At 60.7% G+C, this 21,625-nt stretch carries 23 protein-coding genes and 2 pseudogenes; 10 read left to right on the top strand and 15 right to left on the bottom strand.

Going from position 1 to position 21,625, the window contains the following annotated elements; translation table 11 throughout:
• Positions 1–10 precede the first annotated feature (10 nt).
• The gene (locus HAP54_RS50870) at positions 11–955 is read left to right on the top strand and encodes a 3-keto-5-aminohexanoate cleavage protein (protein ID WP_051346732.1); all 945 of its coding nucleotides are present in this window, start codon (positions 11–13) and stop codon (positions 953–955) included.
• Complete coding sequence (locus HAP54_RS50865; RefSeq protein ID WP_156928985.1) at positions 891–1,643, top strand: hypothetical protein; 753 nt, start codon at positions 891–893, stop codon at positions 1,641–1,643. Before HAP54_RS50870 ends, HAP54_RS50865 begins: the two co-directional genes overlap by 65 nt.
• A gap of 40 nt (positions 1,644–1,683) precedes the next feature.
• Here HAP54_RS50865 and HAP54_RS50860 read toward each other — a convergent pair whose 3' ends face one another.
• On the bottom strand, positions 1,684–1,902 hold the full coding sequence (locus tag HAP54_RS50860) for a hypothetical protein (RefSeq protein ID WP_156928986.1): 219 nt from the start codon (positions 1,900–1,902) through the stop codon (positions 1,684–1,686).
• Positions 1,903–2,093: 191 nt separating this feature from the next.
• Between HAP54_RS50860 and HAP54_RS50855 the strand changes: the two genes are divergently transcribed.
• Positions 2,094–3,428, top strand: a complete 1,335-nt coding sequence (locus HAP54_RS50855) for an IS1182 family transposase (RefSeq protein WP_166202952.1) — start codon at positions 2,094–2,096, stop codon at positions 3,426–3,428.
• A 103-nt stretch (positions 3,429–3,531) separates the two neighbouring features.
• On the opposite strand, the gene HAP54_RS50850 is transcribed toward HAP54_RS50855, so the two are convergent.
• From HAP54_RS50850 to HAP54_RS50825, 6 genes are all read right to left on the bottom strand, one after another.
• Positions 3,532–4,478 (bottom strand): IS630 family transposase gene (locus HAP54_RS50850; RefSeq protein ID WP_166293531.1). Its coding sequence is split into 2 segments (ribosomal slippage): positions 3,532–4,139 and positions 4,139–4,478, totalling 948 coding nucleotides; the frame shifts between segments, so codons are not numbered across the junction.
• Positions 4,439–4,852, bottom strand: coding sequence for an STAS-like domain-containing protein (locus HAP54_RS50845; RefSeq protein ID WP_176422150.1), 414 nt, complete (start codon positions 4,850–4,852; stop codon positions 4,439–4,441). Before HAP54_RS50845 ends, HAP54_RS50850 begins: the two co-directional genes overlap by 40 nt.
• Before the next feature lie 75 nt (positions 4,853–4,927).
• Positions 4,928–6,274 carry an IS5 family transposase gene (locus HAP54_RS50840; protein ID WP_166298615.1) on the bottom strand — a complete coding sequence of 449 codons (1,347 nt, stop codon included), beginning with the start codon at positions 6,272–6,274 and terminating at the stop codon, positions 4,928–4,930.
• 168 nt (positions 6,275–6,442) lie between these two features.
• Complete coding sequence (locus HAP54_RS50835; RefSeq protein WP_176422151.1) at positions 6,443–6,793, bottom strand: hypothetical protein; 351 nt, start codon at positions 6,791–6,793, stop codon at positions 6,443–6,445.
• A 576-nt stretch (positions 6,794–7,369) separates the two neighbouring features.
• Positions 7,370–7,561, bottom strand: coding sequence for a hypothetical protein (locus tag HAP54_RS50830; protein ID WP_166214538.1), 192 nt, complete (start codon positions 7,559–7,561; stop codon positions 7,370–7,372).
• 431 nt (positions 7,562–7,992) lie between these two features.
• Positions 7,993–8,115 (bottom strand): hypothetical protein, encoded by a 123-nt coding sequence (locus tag HAP54_RS50825; protein WP_256375221.1) that lies wholly within the window; start codon positions 8,113–8,115, stop codon positions 7,993–7,995.
• Positions 8,116–8,585: 470 nt separating this feature from the next.
• On the opposite strand from HAP54_RS50825, the gene HAP54_RS50820 reads away from it, so the two are divergent.
• The 4 genes from HAP54_RS50820 to HAP54_RS50805 all read left to right on the top strand — a co-directional run bounded on the left by HAP54_RS50820 (position 8,586) and on the right by HAP54_RS50805 (position 10,657).
• Positions 8,586–8,735, top strand: a complete 150-nt coding sequence (locus HAP54_RS50820) for a hypothetical protein (protein WP_166299289.1) — start codon at positions 8,586–8,588, stop codon at positions 8,733–8,735.
• Positions 8,736–8,900: 165 nt separating this feature from the next.
• Entirely contained in the window at positions 8,901–9,080 is a 180-nt protein-coding gene (locus HAP54_RS50815) for a hypothetical protein (RefSeq protein WP_029085151.1), read from the top strand.
• 52 nt (positions 9,081–9,132) lie between these two features.
• The gene (locus tag HAP54_RS50810; RefSeq protein ID WP_166204319.1) at positions 9,133–10,197 is read left to right on the top strand and encodes an IS630 family transposase; all 1,065 of its coding nucleotides are present in this window, start codon (positions 9,133–9,135) and stop codon (positions 10,195–10,197) included.
• A 199-nt stretch (positions 10,198–10,396) separates the two neighbouring features.
• Complete coding sequence (locus HAP54_RS50805; protein WP_166299288.1) at positions 10,397–10,657, top strand: hypothetical protein; 261 nt, start codon at positions 10,397–10,399, stop codon at positions 10,655–10,657.
• A gap of 1,091 nt (positions 10,658–11,748) precedes the next feature.
• Here HAP54_RS50805 and HAP54_RS50800 read toward each other — a convergent pair.
• From HAP54_RS50800 to ligD (HAP54_RS50780), 5 genes and pseudogenes are all read right to left on the bottom strand, one after another.
• The gene (locus HAP54_RS50800; protein ID WP_166299287.1) at positions 11,749–12,240 is read right to left on the bottom strand and encodes a hypothetical protein; all 492 of its coding nucleotides are present in this window, start codon (positions 12,238–12,240) and stop codon (positions 11,749–11,751) included.
• Between the two features lie 372 nt (positions 12,241–12,612).
• Positions 12,613–13,956, bottom strand: coding sequence for an IS1380-like element ISBdi2 family transposase (locus HAP54_RS50795; RefSeq protein WP_176422152.1), 1,344 nt, complete (start codon positions 13,954–13,956; stop codon positions 12,613–12,615).
• 71 nt (positions 13,957–14,027) lie between these two features.
• Entirely contained in the window at positions 14,028–14,690 is a 663-nt protein-coding gene (locus HAP54_RS50790; protein ID WP_176422153.1) for a hypothetical protein, read from the bottom strand.
• A gap of 549 nt (positions 14,691–15,239) precedes the next feature.
• On the bottom strand, positions 15,240–15,842 hold the full coding sequence (locus HAP54_RS50785) for a tyrosine-type recombinase/integrase (RefSeq protein WP_166309357.1): 603 nt from the start codon (positions 15,840–15,842) through the stop codon (positions 15,240–15,242).
• 130 nt (positions 15,843–15,972) lie between these two features.
• Positions 15,973–16,908: pseudogene (gene ligD, locus HAP54_RS50780) on the bottom strand (non-homologous end-joining DNA ligase).
• 142 nt (positions 16,909–17,050) lie between these two features.
• Between ligD (HAP54_RS50780) and HAP54_RS50775 the strand changes: the two are divergent.
• On the top strand, positions 17,051–17,665 hold the full coding sequence (locus tag HAP54_RS50775) for a DUF1682 domain-containing protein (RefSeq protein ID WP_166309354.1): 615 nt from the start codon (positions 17,051–17,053) through the stop codon (positions 17,663–17,665).
• A gap of 49 nt (positions 17,666–17,714) precedes the next feature.
• Here HAP54_RS50775 and HAP54_RS50770 read toward each other — a convergent pair whose 3' ends face one another.
• Both HAP54_RS50770 and ligD (HAP54_RS50765) read right to left on the bottom strand, forming a co-directional pair.
• Positions 17,715–17,882 (bottom strand): hypothetical protein, encoded by a 168-nt coding sequence (locus HAP54_RS50770; protein ID WP_166309351.1) that lies wholly within the window; start codon positions 17,880–17,882, stop codon positions 17,715–17,717.
• Positions 17,882–18,802 carry a non-homologous end-joining DNA ligase gene (ligD, locus tag HAP54_RS50765; RefSeq protein WP_166309348.1) on the bottom strand — a complete coding sequence of 307 codons (921 nt, stop codon included), beginning with the start codon at positions 18,800–18,802 and terminating at the stop codon, positions 17,882–17,884. The genes HAP54_RS50770 and ligD (HAP54_RS50765) overlap by 1 nt, the downstream gene beginning before the upstream one ends.
• 108 nt (positions 18,803–18,910) lie before the next feature.
• Between ligD (HAP54_RS50765) and HAP54_RS50760 the strand changes: the two are divergent.
• Positions 18,911–19,091: pseudogene (locus HAP54_RS50760) on the top strand (DUF3606 domain-containing protein).
• Positions 19,092–19,124: 33 nt separating this feature from the next.
• On the opposite strand, the gene HAP54_RS50755 reads toward HAP54_RS50760, so the two are convergent.
• Positions 19,125–19,391, bottom strand: coding sequence for a hypothetical protein (locus HAP54_RS50755; RefSeq protein ID WP_166309345.1), 267 nt, complete (start codon positions 19,389–19,391; stop codon positions 19,125–19,127).
• A gap of 468 nt (positions 19,392–19,859) precedes the next feature.
• On the opposite strand from HAP54_RS50755, the gene HAP54_RS50750 reads away from it, so the two are divergent.
• Positions 19,860–21,269, top strand: coding sequence for a DUF2130 domain-containing protein (locus HAP54_RS50750; protein ID WP_176422154.1), 1,410 nt, complete (start codon positions 19,860–19,862; stop codon positions 21,267–21,269).
• Positions 21,270–21,625: the final 356 nt, after the last annotated feature.

The raw sequence follows: 21,625 nt of genomic DNA, 5'->3' as shown, positions 1-21,625 counted from the left end.
GTCGACAGCGATGTCCAATCCGACCATCATCACCTGCGCATTGACCGGTGCGGGAGATACGACGGGCAAGAGTCCGGCTGTCCCCGTCACGCCAAGGCAGATCGCCGATCAGGCGATCGAGGCCGCCAAGGCTGGTGCCGCCGTAGTGCATATTCACGTCAGAGAACCGTCGACGGGCGCGCCATCCGTCGAATTCGGATTGTATGCCGAGGTCGTGGAACGTATCCGGGCATCATCGACCGACGTGGTCGTCAACCTGACGAGTGGACCCGGTTCTTTATATGCCGCGGACGGCCTGCTGCTTCAGCCGGCGCCAGGGGTAAATCCCCCCATGACGCCGCAGCAGCGGCTCGATCACATACTCAGGCTCAAGCCGGAAATCTGCAGTCTCGACGTTGCGACGCTCAATTTCGGCAGGATCGCAATGGTGAATCTCGTGAACGATCTCGAGTTCATGGGGCGGACCATCTCCGATGCCGGCATCAAGCCGGAAATCGAAGTGTTCGATCTCGGGCACATCCGGCTGGCCAAGCACTTGCTGGAACTGGGCGTGCTGAGGGCTCCGGCATTCTTCCAGTTCTGCCTCGGCGTTTCCTGGGGCGCTCCAGCCGAGTTGAATGTCCTTCAGTTGATGCGGGACATGCTTCCGCCCGGCGCGCTCTGGAGCGCGTTCGGCGTTGCGCACGACCAGTTCAAGATCGCGGCGGCCGCGTGCGAGCTTGGAGGGCATGTGCGGGTTGGCCTGGAGGACAATCTCTACATCGCCAAAGGAAAGCTTGCCTCCAGCAATGCCGAGCTCGTCGAGGAGGCGGCCCGGATCGTGACCCGCCAGGGATCGAGGCCGGCTTCACCCGATGAGGCAAGGAAGCTCCTGCTCGGCAGCAACAATTATGACCGTTCTGGCGCCGGTCCAGATCGCAGCCCAACAATACCAATTAGCCAAGCCAATCTCTGAGCGCGCGAAAAACGCTGGCAAATATCAGCGAGCGCATCTCGGTCTTCAGAAAAGAAAAGTGGAGGAAAACATGTCGGGAAAGCTTCGGAAGATCGCTGTCGAGGAGGCGTTTTCAATTCCCGAGATTGCCGATCTCTTGATCGATATCGGCAAAAGCCCGACGCTGAGTTTGGACAAGACTTTCTTCGACCCGGTCTTCCGGCAGGGACTACGGCTTCATAAAAGGCCGGTTCGCGAGGATCTGCTCGATGTCGAAACCCATCGGCTGGCCGAAATGGACCGGCTGGGTGTCGACATGCAAATTCTGTCGCTTTCGAGTCCCGGCGTGCAGATGTTCGACGCCGACACGGCATGTGAGCTCTCCGCACTCGCGAACGACCGCTTGGCCGACATCGTGCGCCGCCGTCCGGATCGTTTCGGGGGGCTCGCGTGCTGTGCGTGCCATCCGAACAAGGAACTGGCCTGCGGGCCACGCCCGGAGCTGCGACACGTCCGCCATTTGCTCATCCGGGAGCGGCTCGCCGAACAATCCTTCCCGTTCGAGGAACGGCAGCCACGTCTCCAGCACGTTTTTGTAGAATACTGCTGGAGCGGGATGGCTCCCGGAATTTCATTCCGGAAGCTCTTCACGCCCTGCGCAGGAGGCATCTCGGCAATTTCTTTCGCGCGCCGTGTCAGCGCAACGTAGTGATCCTGCAACTGGGTCACGACCGCGCGAATCACCGCATCTACCTTTCGGCCGAATTCCGCACGAAACGTTTCATCAGCGTCCAGGCGCTCATGGAATGAGCGTTCAGGGACGGCTGCGCCGGACCTTGGAAGGCGAGCATGCGGGCGTTCCATGCCTCACAGGCCAGCCGGTCGGCGACCCAGCGAGCCTCGGCGGCTTGCTCGGCGGCGGCGCGGACCTGCGCGCCGTAGATTGGTTCGCGGGATTTGCTGCCCATGCCGACCATCAAAGCGCGGCGGCGGCCGTGCGGTAAACTATCAATCCGTTGGGGCCCGGCAGTCCGGCGAGATACCGGGGGGGCGGGTCTGGATGACAGGTGTTGCCGCGACTGCGCGCGGCGCATCGCTCTAGGAGCTTGTCTGGATAGTCGCTGTTCAAATCTGGTCGGGTCTGATTCAACATTGGGCGATGAGCAAGTATTTTCGGCCTTGGAACATCGATCAGACGCTGCTTCTGCCGCCGAATGTGCAGGACTTCGTGCCGAAAGGCCATGTCTCGCGGTTTATGGTTGATCTGGTGCGGGAGAGCCTCGATCTCAGGGAGATCATGGGCAGCTATGTGAGCGGGCTTGGGCAGCCGCCGTTTGATCCGCGGATGATGGTGGCGCTGCTGCTGCATAGCTATGCGAGTGGGCTGTATTCGTCGCGTCGGATTGCCAAGGCCTGCCGGGAGCGGAACGATTTTGTGATGATCGTGGCGCTGGATGCGCCGGATTTTCGGACGATCAGCGACTTTCGCAAGCGACATTTGAAGGCGCTCGGCGCGCTATTCGTGCAGGTTCTGAAGTTGTGCGAGACGGCCGGGCTGGTCAAGCTCGGTCATGTCGCGCTGGATGGTACGAAGATCAAGGCGAACGCGTCGAAACACAAGGCGATGAGTTATGAGCGCATGAAGAAGCGCGAGGCGGAATTGAAGGCCGAGGTCGCTCGCATGCTGGCGGCCGCCGAGGCGGCGGATGCCTCGGAGGATGAGACTTTCGGCAACAGCGACGAACTGCCGGACTGGACCGTCGACAAGCAGAAACGGCTGGCGAAGATCCAGCAAGCGATGGCGGCGCTGGAAGCGGACGCCAAACTGGCGGCGGAGGAAGAGCGCCGCATCGAGGCCGAAAAGGAACAGCAGCGCCAGGCCGAAGGCCGCAAGAAGCCGGGCAAACCGGCGGCGCTGCCATCGGAGGAACCCAATCCCAAGGCGCAACGCAACTTCACCGATCCGGAAAGCCGCATCATGAAGTCGAAGGATGGCTTCGTTCAGGCCTATAATGCCCAGGCGGCCGTCGATGCACATGCCCAGATCATTGTCGCGCAAGAACTGACCCAGCACGGCAGCGATCAGGGCCAGTTGGTGCCCCTGATCGAGGCCATCGAGAGCAATCTTGGCCGCAAGCCGCGGCAGGCCTCAGCGGATTCCGGCTACTGCAGCGAAGCCAATCTCGAAGCGCTCGACACACGCAGCATCGATGGCTATGTCGCGCCCGGACGCGCCAAGCACCCGACAGTAGCGAACGGAAAAGTCGGCGGCCCGCTGACACAGGCCATGCGAAAGAAGATCGACGATGGCGGCTTCGAAACACCCTACCGATTGCGAAAGCAAGTGGTGGAGCCGGTGTTCGGGCAGATCAAACAGGCAAGAGGCTTCCGCCAGTTCCTGTTGCGGGGCATCGAGAAAGTGCGCGCCGAGTGGACAATGATCTGCACCGTCCATAACCTCCTCAAGCTGTTCAACCTCGCAAACGCAGCCTGAGCCTGCTACTCTACAACAAATGCCCGTCACGAAAACATATCTGGACGGGCTCCTAGGCGACCGCCTTGCCCGAGTTGCCCTCGCGCTCTAGAGCATTTTCCGATCACGTTGCGTCGTAACCAGCCGCGACGAGATAATTTTGGCATTCCTCGGGTGAGAAGCGCTTGAGAGCGTTGGCGATTGCTTGCCAGAGATCGGGCATGGTGCGCGCTGCGGCGGCCCGCAACAGGGCTTTCAGTTTAGAGAAGGCCATTTCGATCGGGTTGAAGTCTGGACTGTAGGGCGGAAGATAGAGCAGGCTTGCTCCGACCGCCCGGATGGCCTCTCGAACGCCATGGACCTTGTGAGCGGGCAAGTTGTCCATGATAACGGTATCGCCCGGCCGCAGCGATGGGGCGAGCAATTGCTCGACGTAGGCCAGGAAAGCGTCGCCATCCATTGGACCGTCCAGAACAAGCGGCGCGATCAGACCGTCGGAGCGCAATCCAGCGGTGAATGTCGTCGTCTTCCAATGTCCGTGTGGGATAGCTGCACGACATCGCTCGCCGCGTGGCGAGCGGCCGTAAAGCCGCGCCATTTTGGTGTTGGCGCTGGTTTCGTCGATGAAGACGAGACGCTCAGGGTCAAGATCGATTTGCCCTTCGAACCACTCCTCACGCGCGGCATTTATATCGCCGCGCCGTTGCTCGGCGGCGTGCGCTGTCTTTTTTTAAGTGTGATCTTTCTGCGCTGGAAAAAACGCCAGAGCGACGCGATGCCAGTCGATATTCCACGACGTTTCAACAGTTCTCGCAACTCGGCGAGCGTGATATCCGGCTTCGCTGTCACTGCCTCCAGAATCAATTGCGAATGCGCTTCGATGCGCTGCGATTTGCGGTCACCGCCCTGGCGTTTAGGAACGATGTCGCCAACTTCCTTGAGGCGACCGCGCCAGCGGATCGCACTGGCCGCGCTGACACCAAAGCGCTCAGCAGCCTGTCGACAGGACATGCCACCGTCAATCGCGGCTATCACCCTTTGACGAAGATCAACCGAAAGCGCCCTGGCCATACATGCTGGCCTCCCTCGCCAGCATGCAGCTTGAATCTGACTCGCGCCGTTTTGGGAATCCCCACCCGATTCATTCCGGTCGGAAAATGCTCTAGCCGGGATTTGATCATCTCGTTGATCTGGCGCGTCGAGTTCACCACCCTCAGGCGGTGCTTCAATTCCGCCAAGGGCCATCTTGTGAGCAGTTGCACGAAAGCAAGGTTGGCAAACGACGACGTTGCGGTGGTGATGCTCTGAAAATCCAGCTCGACAATAACATCGCGCCGCGCCAGCGCGTTGCACAGCGCGTCGTAAAGGCGGCTACCTTGCTCGGCAGTATCTGCGCGGCCCGAAGTGCGAGCTACTACTATACGCTCTCGCATTTCCATCACCATTCGAGGTCTTCCCGGTCATCGGGAAGGGCTTCAATCGTATCCGTTCTGAGCACAATGTCGATAGTTGGTCGTCGGTTAAGAAGCCGATTTGAGTGGTGTGCGGTGGCTGGTGACTGAGAAGAAGGCAGCCAGGAAGAGGTACCAAAGAGCCCTTAGCCAGGCGAGGATGCGGCGGAAGTTGTAACCGACGGCGGAGAGGATGACGTTGGCGGCATCGCCGGCGCGGCCTTTGAGGTAGCAGCGGCCGCGGTGTCCGTCAGCCTTCAAATGGCCGATCACGGGCTCGATAGCGGAGCGGCGCCGCAGCTGGCGCTTGATAGTGCCGAAGACGCCGCGCTTCTGGCCGGAGATGAAGACGCGGCGCGGGTTCTGTGCGTCATGGCCGCGGTATCCCTTGTCGACAAAGGCGCACTGGATCGCGCAGCCGGTGAGTGTCTCGGTTCGGTCGATGACGTCCCGCAGGGTGTGACCGTCGTAAGGGTTATCGGGCAGCGCCTTGGCGTGCAGCACGAACTGGCCGCCGGGAGCAGGCCGGTTGTTGGTGACGATGGAAGCCTTCACGCCGAACTCGTAAGGCGCGCTGGCCTTGCCCTTGCCGATGCACTCCACCTCGGGGGCATGGAAGGAATACAGCTTCCAGCCGCGCTGGCGCTGCTGCTGCGAGCGGATCTGCGTGGCCCGGCTCAACGGGAGTGCGAACGCCTCTTCGAGCGCATCCTGGCCTTCGATCTTGCGGCGGATGTCGCGGATGATCCGGCCCAGGCGGCTGCGCAGGATGCGCAACTGCCGCTGGTGCCGCTTGAACTGTTTGGCATGGGCGTAGCGTCCCGCCATCATCGCGGTGGCCTTGGCGATCCGAGAATAGGATTGCCGCAGCCGCACTCCGTGCTTCCTCGCTAGGCGGTTGAGCCCCTGGATCGCCGCATGCAGCAGCTTGGCATCGGTCGGAAAGGTGATGGCCTTCGGCTGCACCGTGGTGTCGACCGTGACCCGCTCAAGGTCCTTGCCGCGTAACGCGCCGACGTCGTGCGCCACCCGCAGGCTCTCGGCCAATAGCAGTTCCAGTCTGTCGCCGAGCCGCTTGCGCCAATGGCTCAGGTCCGAGCGCTCGTGCGGGAATGCGTGCTGGAAGAACTCTTCGCCAGTGAAGTACTGGAAATACGGGTCGTGGACCCAGCGTTCGCATACCCCCTCATCGGACAGCCCGTAAATGTGCTTGAGCAACAACAGCCCGATCACGAAGCGGGTCTCAATCCCCGGCCGGCCGTTCTCGCTGTAGAGCGGCGCGATCTCGCCGTCGATCCAGTCCCAATCGATCTTGCCGGTGAGCCGGACCAGCTCGTGCTTCAGATTGATGATCTGGTCGAGCCGCGCCCGGAAAAAATCGTTCGCTCCCGTCGTTTTGTGCTTCTTCGGCCGCATCGTGCCCTCCGATGCGGACAGGGAATCATGCTTCGCCCGTCGAGGGAATCTCGAAAACGAAATTGCAAGCTTCCGATGCACAAAACACCAAAACCTTGCAATCTCAGAACGTCATTCCAGCCAAATTACGATTCCAGATCAGTCGCCTGGAAGCTTCTTAACGGGCGACTAGTTGTTCCCGGGCAAAATCCGACGTTTGGAACGATGAACGGGCCGCCTTGCGGCGGGAACCGGACTATCGCGTTGAGCGAGTAAATCGAGACCGTTCCGCCGTTTACCTTGACTGCCGATCCCTCGATTTCCCGGGGTCGTCTTGGTCGTGAATCCGGCCTCGGTAGCCTTGATGATGGCTTGCGCGTCCGACAACTGCGGCAGCAGGGTCCGGACCCGCCCGGGGATTCCGAGCCCCATGTCCGACAGGGATATGTAAACCAAGGACTCCCGAGGGAAGTGCTGCGCGCAGATGGTGCCTATGTCGAGCTGGGTGTGGTCCTGAATGTTGTTGAACAGCTCGGCCACGCAATTTTTGAACATGTAGAGCGACGCGGGAGAGATCGACAGGCGCGCAGCGAGCCAAGGAATTGCCGTGTCCCGGGCGGCTAGGCGGCATGCTGGCGACAGACCTGATTTAGCCGCCGGTGGCGGCGCTCCGGCAAGCCGCCGCCGGGTGCGAGATCGGCCCGTCGCTGTTCGCGGAAATTTTCGGCGCTTAAGCGGCTAATCGTAATTTGGCCTATGCGGCGAGCGTGAGCTCGGCATGGCGCAGCCGACGCGCGTCGTCGTCCGGGCTGACAGGGGCTGGTTATGGCCTTACGCGAGGGGGCCACCGAGGGCCGCCCGAACCAATTGAGCGAACGTCGCCCCGTCCCGGCTCGCTCTAACCAATGTGCGGCCGGGGTATAGCCGCATCGTTCGCACCCCGAAACCTTTCCGGGGCGGGGGACGGACAAGGGCATGGTCTCCGGTCCCGTTTTTTAAGACAGCTCTGTTGGGCGGGATCGGGGATCATCTCCCCCAAACTACCACCCGTTCAAGCCGGGGGAGCCTCCGGAAGAGCCTTTTGCGTAATGCTCTCAATCGTTTGGCAGTCGATGGTCAGCCGTACCGAGCCTTGAGGAGATAGGCGCGCAAGTCAACATCGTATCGATACGCGGCAGGGTCAGGCTCGCGATCCCCGGACAGCGCCAGCTCGTCTGCTGTGATGATGGTCTTGCGGCCGAGGTGCGCGATCTCGATGCGCTTGTAGGGTGAGGTGTGCCCGACAGGCACTGCTTCGCGATGGATCATGGCATGTCCCCGTACTGATCTCTGATTGGATAGGACCGGGGGTTTCGGTTTTCCTTTCTCCCGGTCCGCTGGCTCCCGGCCCCGTGGCCTCATCCAGCGCGGGGCCGGGGACGCTCTCAGTGGCGCAACTGAGGGCCTCATTGCTTTGTTATCTGGGTATGCGCCGGTTGATCGCATGCCCCACAGAAGAAGGTGTTACCGAATTCCAAGCGACTCACTTTAAAGCCCGCAGGAATGGCCTCCACCCTAAAATCAAAGGCTCCCTTTGGGGCCTTCGAAAGACGGGCAGCCCCTGACATTCCACAGTTCGGGCATGAAACTAACTCGGTCCACTGATCGCTGCGTTGCATCGTGTAGACTCTTCACTGGCGGACAAAGCGCGCGGCGCGACGGTTGTCTGATTGTAAAAGAGGTCGCCAACTGAGGCGGCCTCAGTGCACGATGAAGGCACCCGTAAGCATCACCGCGATAAGCAGAGTGCCGCCGAAAATAGCGATGCCAAGACTGACGCGTGCTGGGATTGAATATGAATCTAAATGGGGTTGTTCGATCATGCCACGCTCCCTTGTCGCTGGGCGGGGAGCGCGAACGCTCTCAATCACCGGTTGACGCCGTTACAGGGCGGTGATGGCCGAAGGTTGGAACAGCCGACGTTCCAAGGCTGGTCAATATTGCTCACGTGCCAAAAGAAATTGACGTGTCGTTAGCGAATTGGGGCGTTCCCGGATTCAAATTGGGAAAAATTGAACCAAGCCTGATACCGTGGAAAAAGGCCGCCAACTGGGGCGGCCTTCGACTTCTGTCAGATTGTGCATATTGCCCGGAGGGACCAAGACGTTCGTATGCGTGGGGCGATCATCATAACAGCAGTCGTATTGGCGTTCGCGTTGGCTTTGTCGCGTGGGCGCCAGCCCGATACGGATATCCTGCCTACGCAGCCGCTGCCTGCGGTGATCGCGCCTGACAAATAGTGCCACCCAACTGAGGCGGCCGGAAAACTTCAAATGCAGCCGAAGATCAAAGGATGTACCTGCCCGGCCTGCAATGGAACGGGCTTCCCGAAATTGTGGCGGGCTTCTGGGCTGGAATGTTGACTACCAACGGCGCATCTTTCGATCATGTCAAAGCCGAACGTTACAGAAGCAGATTTGAAGCGCGCCCGGAAGATTCATAACGCCTTGTGGCCCTTCCAAGGGATGGGCGGGGCGAGCCCGAACTGCATCATAAGTGCAATCGCCCGAGGCATCTCCGAGGGGCGTGAGCAAGGACTGGAACTAGCGAAGAAGGCTGCGGAATGACCGCCCCACTACCCAACTGAGGCGGCCTTACAGGAGATAAAATGACAGACGTCCCCTTCAAAGTAGGCGACCGAGTAAAGAAGCGCTCAGGTTACGAGTATCCGGGTTTCATCGTGTCGGTTTTTGCAAACCGAGCGGGGGCCGTTGTCGTGGAGGCGGACCACTGTGCCTTCTCCGGCATGTTGCACATCTTCAATGGCGACCAGCTTGAACATCGCTAGGGCAAACTAGTACCTACTGTTCTTAAAGCGTGAGTCGTGATTCAAGGTCGGGATGATACCCGAAGCAAGAGAAGTCCACCTTTCGAGGAAAGATCGCAAGGTGCTTGAGGCGTGTTGCCGCTCCCCGGTGACGTTGCAGCGCGATTTGAAGCGGGCGCGGATAGTTCTGTTGGCGGCGGATGGACGCAGCACTCGGTCGATCGCCAAGGAAGTTGGGGTCCAGCCGCGGATTGTCAGCCTTTGGCGGCATCGCTATGCCGACCAAGGCCTTGAAGGGCTGCAAGACAAGCCGCGACCGGGCAAGCAGCCAATCTATACGAAGGCCACCGACAAGCGGATTCTGAAGCTGCTGGACAAGCCGCCGCCGGACGGGTTCGCACGCTGGACCGGGCCCCTGCTGGCCGGGGCGCTGGGCGATGTTGACGTCCAATATGTCTGGCGGTTCCTGCGCAGCCACAAGATTGACCTCGCGGCTCGTAAGTCCTGGTGTGAGAGCAACGACCCGAACTTTACGGCCAAAGCCGCCGATGTTGTCGGCCTCTATGTCGCCCCGCCCGCGAAGGCCATTGTGCTGTGCGTGGACGAGAAGCCCTCGATCCAGGCTTTGGAGCGAGCGCAGGGTTATCTGAAGTTGCCCAATGGCCGCGCCTTGACCGGCCAGAGCCACGATTACAAGCGGCATGGCACCACAACATTGTTTGCGGCGCTCGAAGTCGCCACCGGAAAGATCATCGCGGCGCATTCAAAACGCCGACGCCGCGTCGAGTTTCTCGACTTCATGAACAGCGTCACCGCGGCTTTTCCGAACCGGAAGCTTCACGTCATCCTCGACAACCTCAACACCCACAAGAAGAACGAGCATTGGCTCAAGGCCCACCCCAACGTGCAATTTCATTTCACGCCGACAAGTGCGTCTTGGCTCAATCAGGTCGAGGTATGGTTTTCGATCTTGCAGGGGCAGTCGCTCAGCGGCACCTCCTTCACAAGCCTCACGCAGCTTCAGGAGCACATCGATGCCTACGTCAACGCATACAACGACAGAGCCGAGCCCTTCGTCTGGACCAAGAAAAAGGTCCGTCAACGCCGTTTCAAAGGCCGCCGTATCACTCAGCTCTGATTCTGGGTACTAGGCCACTGCCGTGGTCGTGGCTGTCGAGATGATGACCGCTGGGCGGACCGTCGCGGCCATCCGCGACCGGTCGCCGGGTCCCTCCGCGCATGGCACCCTCCGCGGGGACCGCGCGACCGCGCCCCTTCAGCATATTTGCGTTTTTCGTGTTTCGTTTGCCCGATCCGCTTTTCAAAAGGGAACGCGCATGCGGCGCATCGATCTGGTCACGGCCACAATGCAGGGCTGGGCGCGGCTCGACCCGGCGCAGCGCGACCAGTTTTTTGAGGCGTTCGTGAGGCTCGACCGGCTTGAGCTGCGAGCTTGGCTTCGGCGGCGGCTCCAATATCCGCCGCTCGCGGCTGTCGATCCCGCCGCCTTCACAATCTCGGATGCCGATATTGCCTTGCTGATGAAAAACTTGCCTTTGAGGGCGGACGATGCCGATGGCGACAAGATCATCCCATAGGCATGGAACGCTTCCGCCCGAATTCGCCGCATGGATCGCGATCCGATCGCGCGACCCGGCCAAACGAGGTGTGCTCGTTTGTGCACTTCTACCTCGACGTCGGCCCGCGCCCGTCGTGGCGGCACCTGCTCATCCGCGACGACACAACCGGCGACTTTGGGCCGGGCAATGCCCGATGGCAGATTGCGCGGGGATATCGGCGGGCGCGCGCTCGACGATGATGGCGGGCATCGGAAACGCGTTGCTTGGTGACGCCGGGAAACTGGGGACTGGCCGAAATAGGCCACTCGCAGGAAACAAAACAGGTCGCCTTTCGCGAGGTCCGAACATCGGGCACTCCAATCCAAACCATTTTCTTTTGAACGTCATGATCCTCCACTACCACCCCGGCAAAGGACCCCCTTCGCCGGGGGCCGCAACCATCACTACTCTGCCTTCGGTGCTTCAACCGCAGCCGGTGCATCCGCCGGAGCCTCCACAGCCGGAGCCTCCGTAGGAACTGCCTCCACGGCCGGAGCAGCCTCTGGTACCTTCACTTCCTCTACCGTTGGTTCATCTGGTGTCATTGCGATCACTCCTCGGGAGGTTGGGAAAAACCGGCGTGGACACCTCCCATAAGCCCCGCCGATATTTCTGGCCATCAACACAAATATCGTGGGCCGGGGCCCGGCCCGTCACACCCGATTAATATCCCCGGTGGCTCTCCCCCGACCCCTCTGCGCCCCCCGGCTCTGGCACCGGGCAGCTCTCTGCTCAGGGTAGCGGATACATTTACGTATTTCTCACAGGAGCCGGTCAGCGCCGCCGCGATGGTGCGCAATCCTCGCCCGGCCGCCGCGCATCACCTCGACTGTCACGTCATCACTGCGACACAGTGCGAGCCATCAACGATGGGGTGTCCGCTTTTGGGGCCAAAGCCGGCGGGGATATCAGCACCGCCGCGGCAACCAGAGCGACCATACTGTGCCGCAAAACAACGCGAGCTAATGGTCAAAATTGCTCATTCATGAAAATTAAGCGAAACGGGATTTTGCCATCAGAGTAGGACGGCATCACGTCATCGCGCCATCACCACGTCGAGCGCGCCACCATCACGACGGCGGCAGGCAGCGGCAGGGCAGGCGCAACGGCCTCGGCGGGCTGCTCGACGGACGCTGGTCTGATGGTCGCCAGCACCTCGTCGGTGATGGGTTGCGGATCGTCACCGGCTTGCCGGTCGCGTTGGCTTCCAGTTCTGCCACCGCACGGGCCTGCGTGCCGGGCACGAGCGCGTCATCTTCATCGCTGGTGATGCAGACGACATCGGTGCGCTGAGAACCACCGGCCAAGCCCCGCCAGCTCACCACGGGCCACGCTGCGAGCCTGCGGCGGCCCTTAAGCGGCGGCCGGAACTTGATGCGCTCGCCGAAATCGATCGATACCCGCCGAACCAGGTTGCCGAGATCCTCGTAGCCGAAGTCCGGATCGCAGGCCGCGTCGCTGATCAGGATGAACTTGCAGCGGCGGCGGATCATCTCGTAGGCGCCGAGATTTTCGAAATGGCCGCCGTCCGACAGGTAGACATAAGGGTCGTTCGACGGCACCGGAGATCGTCACTGCACTGCCCCGATCGAAGGCTGCTTCCGCGCGGCGGCGCTCTACAACGGCGGCATGTCGCTCGGCACGCCGCGCTTCATCGGTTCGGGTGACCAGAAATGGCGGTCAGCGTCGCCACAAACGACAGCGCCCTGCGCTCTTGCAACTGCAGTTCCTGCGATGCCAGCGTGTTCAGCGCCATGTTGACGACTAGCCCGTCCTATTCGTGAGAGTGCTTTTTTTAGTCCGATTGATGTGGCCGCACATCTGCTCTGACGAGGCGCGCGGGATTGCCTTCGGCTTTTCACCGCCTGACGACCGGTACTTTGCAACGCGCTTGAGGTGTAGGTTGGGCGAACGGGGGGCGGACGCCCCGCCGGTCAAGGACCGAGCGGCAGCAGCGCGCCTGGCAAGCCGCGGATCAGGTCGGCTTCGGGACATGCCGCGGCAAACGCAAGGCGAATGCGGCTCGTGGTCTCGACCACACGGGCAGCGAGTTTCAAGAGACGAAGACGCAGCGTCGCGAACTCGGCTGTGGCCAATTCCCGGGCTTTGGGAATCGCGTCGCGCACGGTCAGCATCAGCCAATAAGCGGCGGTGTGGAGAACGAGGCGGACTTGATTGGCGAGCGCCGAACGGCAGCTGGTGCGATCGGCGGCGAGCTGTGTCTTATGCAGCTTGATCAGATTCTCGGCTTGGCCGCGCGCGCAATACAGGCTGTCGTAGATCCACTCGGCCGAGCCGACATCGAGGCTGGTGACGACGAAACGGATGTCGAGGCCGAGCATCGTCGCCTCAATACGGGCGACGGTACGCCGTTCGCGATCCCAGGACTTGGCCTTGTGGCGCGTCTCGGTATAGCCACGCAGAACCGGCAGGTTCTCGATGGCGCGTCGCGTGCGGATGTCGTCGGCGGCCTCGTCGACTTTTCTGGCGAGCGGCTTGGTGCCGGACAGACCGAAGATGTAGTCGATGCCGTTGGTCTCGCACCACGCCATGGCCTCCGGCCGGGCATAGTGCCCGTCGCCACGGAACGTGATTCGCGTGTTGTGCCACCGCGTCCGGATATGCCGTATCAGGCGGCGCAGATGGGCACGCACCTCGACGCCGCCCGGCGTCTTGCCGGGCCGCAGCACGACCGCCACGGGCCGGCTCTTCTCCGTGTCGTAGACGTGGATCGGCAGGAAGCAGCGTTCGTCATAATGAGCGTTGAACAGCGAGAGCTGCTGATGGCCGTGGACGACATCGCAGGTATCATCGATGTCGAGCGTGACGGATGCCGGCTCGCGCGGGTAGCTATCCATCCATGCGTCGACCAAAGTGTAGGTCAGTCGGATCACGTCGCGCAGGCGCGGAGCATTCTCCAGCCGCGACAGCGTCGGTTGGGAACACAGATCGCGACCCGTGTCCGGCAGCCGTCCGCAGGCCAGCTTGAATGCGGGATCGGACCGCAGATGATCGAGGTCGTCGGCGTCCTCGTAGCCGCAGCAGATCGCGAACATGCGCGCGCGGAACATATCGACAAGGCTGTGCACGACCCGCGTCGGATCGCGCCGATCCGGGAACACCCGGGCCAAATTGTCGGCCAAGCCGAGATGCCGCTCGGCCATCGCCAGAAGCATCACGCCCCCGTTCGAGGTCAGCCGACCGCCATCGAAGGCAGCTGTGACTTTCTTGGCGTGAACGGCTGGAAACGAGAAGGGCAGAATCGTATCGTCGGTCATGGCGGGCCTGGCGTTCGCGGTTGAGGTGATGGGGTTGGCTTTGCAACCGAATCCTACGCCGCATCAGCGCTTTACACCACGCTCGCCAGCCTCTCAGGCGCACTCTGACGAATAAGACGGGCTAGGAACTGTGGCGGCGGCGTGGGTTCGTGCTGTGGCTGCCCATTCACGGGCTCGGCTTTGCTTGGCCAGATATCGCGCAGCTTGAGATTGTCGCGCTCGTCGAAGTCCGTGAATTTGTTTGGCGTCCGGCCCGCATGCGAGGCGCCGAGGACCTTACGGATCAGGCGGTTGCGGTAGACGTTGTGCAGCGAGAAGCGGTTAATATTGATGAAGTGCGACGCCCCGAGCCCGATGATGAGAAGGATGATGAAGGCCACTAACGTCCAAGCCATCGCCGTCAGAAGAGGTAACGGCTTCGTCACGAGCACATCGGTCACGGAAAGGGCCGAGCTCACGGGCGGAATCGACGGGTGCGCGAAATACGTCCGCGTGAGCGGCTTGCCGAACATCAGGTCGTCGAACTTCCACGAAATCAGGATGGCGGCACTCGCCAGGAAAACGGGCGTAGCGCAGCCGAGGATGATGCGGTAGGTGGCGGCGGTCCACGAATTGATCTGCTCGCGCACCATCGCGGCCCTTGACGGCGCCTTGCCGAGCACCGCGATCAGGATGCCGGCGAGACCGCCTGCGGCGGCAATGAGCTGCGGGCCGAAGTCGGCAAGTGCGAACATGGGTGGCGATCCGAACAGCACCAGCCCGGTAACGATAAGGAGGAAGCGTCTGCGCGGTTCGCAGCGCGGCCGTAAACTGCGAGGACGCGGCGGCAGTCACTGCATCGAATGCTCGATCAAATTGAGAGGTCGACGAAAGCCGAGCAGGGATAAACCTGATGGTTCAGCTGCGACAGCACAAGCAAGCCGATGCAGACGCGATATCTACGATCCGGCGGCCGCCAATGGGCTAAAGCCCGAAAGGCGCAGATCGCTGACGACTGATCGAAGCAGAATAAGACCCCGGCGCATACGTAGAGGTATTCGAGGTGCACGGTGTCTTGCCGACCTGCTTCTTGGCAGGGAAGGGCGACTACCCGGAAGACTACGCTTTTCATCAACATGAGCGGGTCGGATGCTGACCACCGATTGACCACCGAAAACCCCGTGAACAAACGGCGATAAAGGTGATCAATCGCGAGCAAACTTCATTGTTTTTGTTGATCTTTTCGTTTGCTATTTACCTTCGGGACGCAGGGGGCGCAGGTGGCCGAAACATCCGGTTCGAAACTACGCTGTGAGCTTCCGAAATGCGATGACCTGCGTCGGCGGCGCGAGGCCGAGAGCCGGGAAACTTTCACGAATTGTTTGAGCGACATAACTTGGCGCGAGGTGAGCGTAGTGCTTTTCCGTCATTCGCGTATCTGAATGGCCAAGTTGTCGGGCAATCACCGCCATGGGCACGCCAGCCATCGCGAGATAGGACGCGTGAGTGTGTCGTAGGATGTGGAAATTCACTGCGGGAATTATCCCAGCCACGTCACTTGCCTCATCCAGCGGCCGCTGTTGATGAGAAGTCCCCCACGGCTTTCCATCGCCCCTCAAAAAGATACGCTGGCCAAAGACAACGTTTGCTGTCCATTGCCGGAAGGCAATCCTTCCTTCCTCCGCGAGAACGACGTGCCGGTTTTTCCCTTTGCTCAACCGGACAGATAGCGTGCCGCTATCATCGTAGTCTTCGCGCTTGAGGCGCCCGAGTTCTGCATAGCGACATCCGGTATGCAAAGCCGCTGCGACTAATTTCCGAAAGTCCTGAGGACAGGCATCAACCAGGCGAAGGATTTCAGCCAGAGCGAGGTAACGAACGATCACCTTTGCGACGCTCGACGTCATGTCTGAGGGCATGCGACCGCAAATCCACGACCTTGGAGGCGACTGAACGCATCACTACGGACGGAATTCACAGGGATGAGGCGAATGCGTTAAATTCGTTTCGCCTGCCGGTTACGCCCGAAGGGAAGCTCTATTTGCGCGGACGTTCTCGCTCGCGAACGACATCCTTCGCTCGCTTGTCGGACCTCAGTCCGAGGTAGACGGGCTGGCGCAGTTCGCCCTTGCTCGTCCACTCCGCGAATTTGACCTCGGCCACCAGCGATGGCCTGACCCAGGTCGTGTTCGCCTCGTCCTTCACTTTGGCAGGGAAGGGTGATTTAGGGGTCGTCAGCTTCACGAGCTTGGCATGGAGGTCTTCCAGGACCTTGTGACTGAAGCCAGTGCCGACATGTCCGATGTAACGCCATGTATTGTCTTCCCGCACGGCGAGGACCAGGGCGCCGAAGAACGGTCTGGTGCGCCTGGGCGCCGTGAACCCCGCGATCACCACTTCCTGCCGCTTTGCCGTCTTGATCTTCAGCCAATCCGCCGTTCGGCTTCCGGACGCATACACGCTGTCGGCGCGCTACGCCATGATGCCTTCGAGACCCTTTCGCTCGGCCTCGGAGAAGAAATTCGTGCCGTCTCCTTTGCGGTGAGGGCTGAAGGCGATCAGCCTGTCACGCGGCAGAATCGCCTTCAGCCGTTTCTTGCGCTCGAGGAGAGGCTGCTTGCGCAAGTCCACTGTGTTCTCAAACATGAGATCGAAGGCGCAATACTTGAGCTTCGCTTCATGGCGCAGCGCGTTTTGAAGCAGCTGGAAATGTGAGACGCCGTCCTTGCCGATCGCGACGAGCTCGCCGTCGCCCTTCACGCCCTCCAGCGCTTTGGCGACCTCGATATAGCTGCGGCTGATGATCTTGCCGTTCCGGCTGTAGAGTGCAACCTTGCCCCGCCGGATTTCTGCGATCATCCGGAAGCCGTCGTACTTGTCCTCAAAAACCCAGCCGGGGTCGTCGAACGGCGCGTCGGTGAGCGTAGCGAGCATCGGCTGCAGGCGCTTGGGCAAAGTCGACGTCCGGGTCATCCGAGGCCCATCATTAAAAAGCGCGTTGCGAAATGCATGGACGTCCTTCAAGGATTCGGGAACGCTTCGAGGCCGCATCGTGTTCCGCAGGCATCGGGCGTGCGCAACGGTGAAGATTGACTGGGGAGGGCGGATCAGGCCGATGGCCCGAAAACTGAAGACCTACCAGACTTCACTGGGCTTCTTCGATCTGGCGATCGCCGCGCCGTCTATGAAGGCGGCGCTGGAAGCCTGGGGCGCCGACAGCAATCTCTTCCATCAGGGCGCGGCGAAAGAAAGCGACGATCCGGACGTTATCGCCGCGACCATGGCAAAGCCCGGTGTCGTTCTCAGGCGCCCTGTTGGAACCAACCGACCTTTCAGCGAACACGCCGAGCTGCCTACCGATCTTGGTGGCGGCGGACCAAAGAAAGCCGCCCGCAAGTCGAAAAGCCTAAAGCCGAAGAAGCCTCCCTCTCGCCCCGTCGACAAGGCCGCGGAGCGGAAGGCCGCTTTGGCTTACGAACGGGAGCAGAGGCGCCGTGAGCTAGAACGGGCGAAGGAAGAGGCCGCCAAGCAGAAGGAGCGTGAACGCCGTCAGCAGGCGGTCGATAAGGTGCAGGCTGTGTTGGACAAGGCAGAGCAGGAGCATGGGAAGCGGGCCGCCGCCATCCAGGCCGAGATGGAGGCTCTCAAGAAGAGATCGCAAACCGAACAACCCCGCTGGGATAAGGAGAAGGAGCGATTGGAAGCCGCCTTGCGGCGCGCGCGAGGTTAGTTTCTGTGGCGGCACCCACGCGTGAAGGCCGGCGATCACCTTCAACCATTCATCGCTTGGAATCCAGGACGCGTGCTGCGGCTTGGTTCACGGCAGCGCGGTCCCGTCGATCTTCGGGAGCGAACTCCATCACGGCCCGATGTAGCTCGGCTGGAATCGTCAGTTGGCTTTCCAGGGGCTTGTTGGCCCACTGCCAGAAGCGTTCGAATGCATCCATCACAGATCCTCCCGCAGGCCCCGGAAGAGCGGGTGCCGCACCTTTCCCTCGGCTGACTTCGTGCGGTACTCGATCTCGGCGAGCAGCTTTGGTTCGACCCAGATGCCCTTATGGGCGATCCTCTTTGTGTACGGCTGCGTCTTCCGGATCAGCGGCTTCAGTCTCTTCTGGAGGTCGGCGGCGGACGTCTTGTCGAAGCCATGGTCGACCTTGCCCGCATAGACCAGATCGTCGCCCTTGCGCCGGCCGACATAGATGCCGTCCCACTTCGTTCCATCGAGTGCGAAGCCGGCGATGGTCAGGGTCTCCCGTTGGACACACGTTTTCTTCACCCAATCGCTCGTGCGGCCCTTTGGATAGGGACCGTGTCGCACTTTCGAGATGACGCCTTCCAGGCCGAGCTTGCAGGCGTGCGCGAATATCTCACGTCCCTCGATCTCGAAGCTTTCGCTGAACTGGACGTCGGTGCCATCGACGATCTTCCTCAGCTCGGCCTTCCTCTGGATCAGCGGCAGCTTCCGCAGGTCGCGGCTATTCAGATAGAGGAGATCGAACGCCACCAGCACGATCTTGGTCGACTTACCCTTAAGCTCGTTCTGCAGCACCGAGAAATCGGTGCTGCCGTCGGCGGCGGGGACGACGATCTCGCCGTCGATGACCGCGGAGCTTGCTTTGATCCGCCAGGCGTCATGGGCGACCTTCTTGAAGCGATGCGTCCAGTCGTGGCCGCGGCGGGTGAAGATCTTCGCCGTCTCGTTGGCTAGATGCACCTGGACCCGATAGCCGTCGAACTTGATTTCGTGAATCCATCGCCTGCCGGACGGCACGCTCTCGATCGAGGTTGCCAAGGCCGGTTCGATGAAGCCGGGGAAGGGCGCTTTGACGCCGATGGCCGCCGGGTTTTTACGCTGAAACGCCACTCAAGCACTCCACGCAACAGCTGATTCAAACTGACACAGTTCGAATCGTTCCGGAACGCGAGAATCCTTTGCTGCGTTGGTCTGTTGTCAATCCGAGAGGAGGAGCCGATGGCGGCAGCGAAGAAGACGGCGCGCGGGCGCAAGCAGGACCGCACGTGTGGCCGGCGGGCAAAAGTATGAAGTGGGGTACGAGTCCAAGAAGACAGGACGGTCGGCGTCAGCAGTCAAGAAAGCTGTCAGGAAGGTCGGCAACAGCCGCAAGCAGGTTGAGAAGCGTCTCGAGCGCTAAGGTCTTTGCTCGCGTCGACTGTCCAGCGCGTGCCTAGACCTCGGGCGGGCATTCGGGGCAGGTATCGCCGATCGAGTCCAGGACCTTGGTCACCGCGCCGGCGGCGGCCTCGGGCGAAAGACCCGGTGGCGCATCCTGGCGGGCGATTTCGAACGCCCGTTCACGGGCGTGCGGATCTGCGCGATCCTGCATCCAGCCGTGGTACTCACACTCCCAGATCGCGCCTGCCTCCTGCAGCACGGCTATCGCCCACCCGCGTACCGTGCGGGTCGCCGTCCGCCTCTCCTTGGTCATCAGCATCAAGATCGCTCCTCAGCGGGACGAATCCTTGCAACCCTCGATTCGTTCCGGCTGCAAACACAGAGCAGGGATTCCAGATCGTCGGCAGATGCTTTTCCACGTGTTCCGTCCCGCCCGCAACAGGAGGTTCTCTAGCCGAGGACGCAGCGATCGGGCCGTCACGGGCTCGCGCAGCACGAATACGCGCAGGTACACCGCGCCAACCAAGCATTGCATCACGGCCAGGGCTCAGCCTGGGGGCATTCGCGGCGTGCGGCGGCGCGCTCAAACACCTGCTTTAGCGCTTGAAAGTGCGGCGCTTCTGAAAGTAGGGGATTGCCAAGGCAAAATGCGCACAACCGCTGCTTCTGGCTTGACCCACCAAACGGGCGCGTTCTAATTTTGTTCTCATGGCAGGAGGGTGATTCTGCCCAGCTCGTAGCCACGTTTTGAATAACAACAGCCGTTGACCCGATCCGGACAGGAAATATGCACGAGATCATCTGTCCCCACTGTGACAAGGCCTTCAAGGTCGACGAGTCTGGTTACGCGGATATCCTGAAGCAGGTCCGTGACGCCGATTTTGCCCAGCAGCTCCACGAACGGTTGGAACTGGCCGAGCGTGACAAGCAGAGCGCTGTTCAACTGGCCAAGGCCCAGGTGAGCAACGATCTGCAGAAGACTGCGGCGGCCAAAGACGCCGAAATTCAGGAGTTGAAGTCCAAGCTTGAGGGAAGTGAAGTCGCTCAGAAGCTTGCTGTCACGGAAGCGCTCAGTGCCGTGGAAAAGGAGCGTGACACGCTCGCGAACGCGCTTGCGCAGTCCGAGCGGGAAAAGAAAGCGGCCTCGGAGCTTGCCGAAGCGCTCCTGGCCAGCGAGCAGAACAAAATCTCGGCCGCCAAGGAAAAAGAAATCCAAGAGCTCAAGGCCAAGCTCCAGGCTGTCGAGCTTGAAAAGAAGCTCGCGGTGATCGAAGCGGTCGGCGCCATCGAGAAGGAGCGCGATGAGCTGAAAAACGGGATCAAGCAGGTCCAGCTTGAAAAGCAGCTCTCCGAGCAATCGCTTAAGGACAAGTACGAAACGCAAATCAAGGATCGTGATGACGCGATCGAGCGGCTGAAGGATATGAAAGCCCGTCTGTCGACCAAGATGGTCGGCGAGACCCTCGAACAGCACTGCGAGACCGAGTTCAACCGGGTACGGGCGATGGCCTTTCCGCGGGCCTATTTTGAGAAGGACAACGACGCGCGGACCGGCAGCAAGGGCGATTATATCTTCCGCGACGCGGACGAGGCCGGCACCGAGATCATCTCGATCATGTTCGAGATGAAGAACGAAAGCGACAAAACCGCATCGAAGAGCAAGAACGAGGACTTTATTAAGGAGCTTGACCGGGATCGGACCGAGAAGGGCTGCGAGTATGCCATCCTGGTCTCATTGCTCGAACCGGACAACGAACTCTACAACGCTGGCATTGTCGACGTCTTCCACCGTTACCCCAAAATGTATGTCATCCGGCCGCAGTTCTTCCTGCCGATGATTACGCTTCTGCGGAATGCGGCAATCAACTCGCTCAAGTACAAGACCGAGCTCGCGCTCGTGAAGGCACAGAATATCGACATCACCCAGTTTGAAAACCAGCTCGAGACGTTCAAGACCGCGTTCTCGAAAAACTTCGACCTGGCATCCAGGCACTTCCAGACTGCGATCGCTGAGATCGATAAGTCCATCGATCATCTGCAGAAGACGAAGGATGCGTTGATCGGCGCGGACCGCAACCTGCGCCTCGCGAACGACAAGGCCCAGGATGTGACGATCAAGAAGCTGACCCGGGGCAATCCGACCATGGCCGCGAAGTTTGCGGAGCTGAAAAGCTCACCTGCTGAAGCAGCGGAGTGAGGCAACCAGGGCCAGGCAGATTCGATTGTTTACGGGGCTAAAGAGAAGCATAGCACTTTCGGGAAGTAGGAATATATTCCATAATCTATGTTATGCGAGCAATAGACCACCGTTAGAAGAGATGTCACTTTCCCGGCCATGAGGGCTTGGGACTTGGTGTGACGACGGTGCTGTCGATGAGTGCGCCGCGCAGTCCCAAAACCGGGGTCCATTTCAGACTGGCTCCACTTCCTTTTCTATGACCATCTTTGCGACCGTCTGGGCCACTCGGTCTCCGACGGCGGGAATGCCGAGTTTCCTGACACTCTTGCCATCGGATTTGGGGATTTCCACGAGACGTGCATGTTTCGCGGGAT

It is taken from the genome of Bradyrhizobium sp. 2S1 (assembly GCF_011516625.5).
Classification (GTDB): Bacteria; Pseudomonadota; Alphaproteobacteria; order Rhizobiales; family Xanthobacteraceae; genus Bradyrhizobium; species Bradyrhizobium septentrionale.
Note: the sequence above shows the minus strand (reverse complement) of the source record. Positions and strands in the feature narration are given on the sequence as shown.

What these genes read in the sequence shown, in the direction of transcription:
- HAP54_RS50870 (WP_051346732.1), top strand. Translation starts at nt 11, where the DNA reads ATGTCCAATCCGACCATCATCACCTGCGCATTGACCGGTGCGGGAGAT.
- HAP54_RS50865 (WP_156928985.1), top strand. Translation starts at nt 891, where the DNA reads ATGACCGTTCTGGCGCCGGTCCAGATCGCAGCCCAACAATACCAATTA.
- HAP54_RS50860 (WP_156928986.1), bottom strand. Translation starts at nt 1,902, where the DNA reads ATGGGCAGCAAATCCCGCGAACCAATCTACGGCGCGCAGGTCCGCGCC.
- HAP54_RS50855 (WP_166202952.1), top strand. Translation starts at nt 2,094, where the DNA reads ATGAGCAAGTATTTTCGGCCTTGGAACATCGATCAGACGCTGCTTCTG.
- HAP54_RS50845 (WP_176422150.1), bottom strand. Translation starts at nt 4,852, where the DNA reads ATGGTGATGGAAATGCGAGAGCGTATAGTAGTAGCTCGCACTTCGGGC.
- HAP54_RS50840 (WP_166298615.1), bottom strand. Translation starts at nt 6,274, where the DNA reads ATGCGGCCGAAGAAGCACAAAACGACGGGAGCGAACGATTTTTTCCGG.
- HAP54_RS50830 (WP_166214538.1), bottom strand. Translation starts at nt 7,561, where the DNA reads ATGATCCATCGCGAAGCAGTGCCTGTCGGGCACACCTCACCCTACAAG.
- HAP54_RS50825 (WP_256375221.1), bottom strand. Translation starts at nt 8,115, where the DNA reads ATGATCGAACAACCCCATTTAGATTCATATTCAATCCCAGCACGCGTC.
- HAP54_RS50820 (WP_166299289.1), top strand. Translation starts at nt 8,586, where the DNA reads ATGTACCTGCCCGGCCTGCAATGGAACGGGCTTCCCGAAATTGTGGCG.
- HAP54_RS50815 (WP_029085151.1), top strand. Translation starts at nt 8,901, where the DNA reads ATGACAGACGTCCCCTTCAAAGTAGGCGACCGAGTAAAGAAGCGCTCA.
- HAP54_RS50810 (WP_166204319.1), top strand. Translation starts at nt 9,133, where the DNA reads ATGATACCCGAAGCAAGAGAAGTCCACCTTTCGAGGAAAGATCGCAAG.
- HAP54_RS50805 (WP_166299288.1), top strand. Translation starts at nt 10,397, where the DNA reads ATGCGGCGCATCGATCTGGTCACGGCCACAATGCAGGGCTGGGCGCGG.
- HAP54_RS50795 (WP_176422152.1), bottom strand. Translation starts at nt 13,956, where the DNA reads ATGACCGACGATACGATTCTGCCCTTCTCGTTTCCAGCCGTTCACGCC.
- HAP54_RS50790 (WP_176422153.1), bottom strand. Translation starts at nt 14,690, where the DNA reads ATGTTCGCACTTGCCGACTTCGGCCCGCAGCTCATTGCCGCCGCAGGC.
- HAP54_RS50785 (WP_166309357.1), bottom strand. Translation starts at nt 15,842, where the DNA reads ATGACGTCGAGCGTCGCAAAGGTGATCGTTCGTTACCTCGCTCTGGCT.
- HAP54_RS50775 (WP_166309354.1), top strand. Translation starts at nt 17,051, where the DNA reads ATGGCCCGAAAACTGAAGACCTACCAGACTTCACTGGGCTTCTTCGAT.
- HAP54_RS50770 (WP_166309351.1), bottom strand. Translation starts at nt 17,882, where the DNA reads ATGGATGCATTCGAACGCTTCTGGCAGTGGGCCAACAAGCCCCTGGAA.
- HAP54_RS50755 (WP_166309345.1), bottom strand. Translation starts at nt 19,391, where the DNA reads ATGCTGATGACCAAGGAGAGGCGGACGGCGACCCGCACGGTACGCGGG.
- HAP54_RS50750 (WP_176422154.1), top strand. Translation starts at nt 19,860, where the DNA reads ATGCACGAGATCATCTGTCCCCACTGTGACAAGGCCTTCAAGGTCGAC.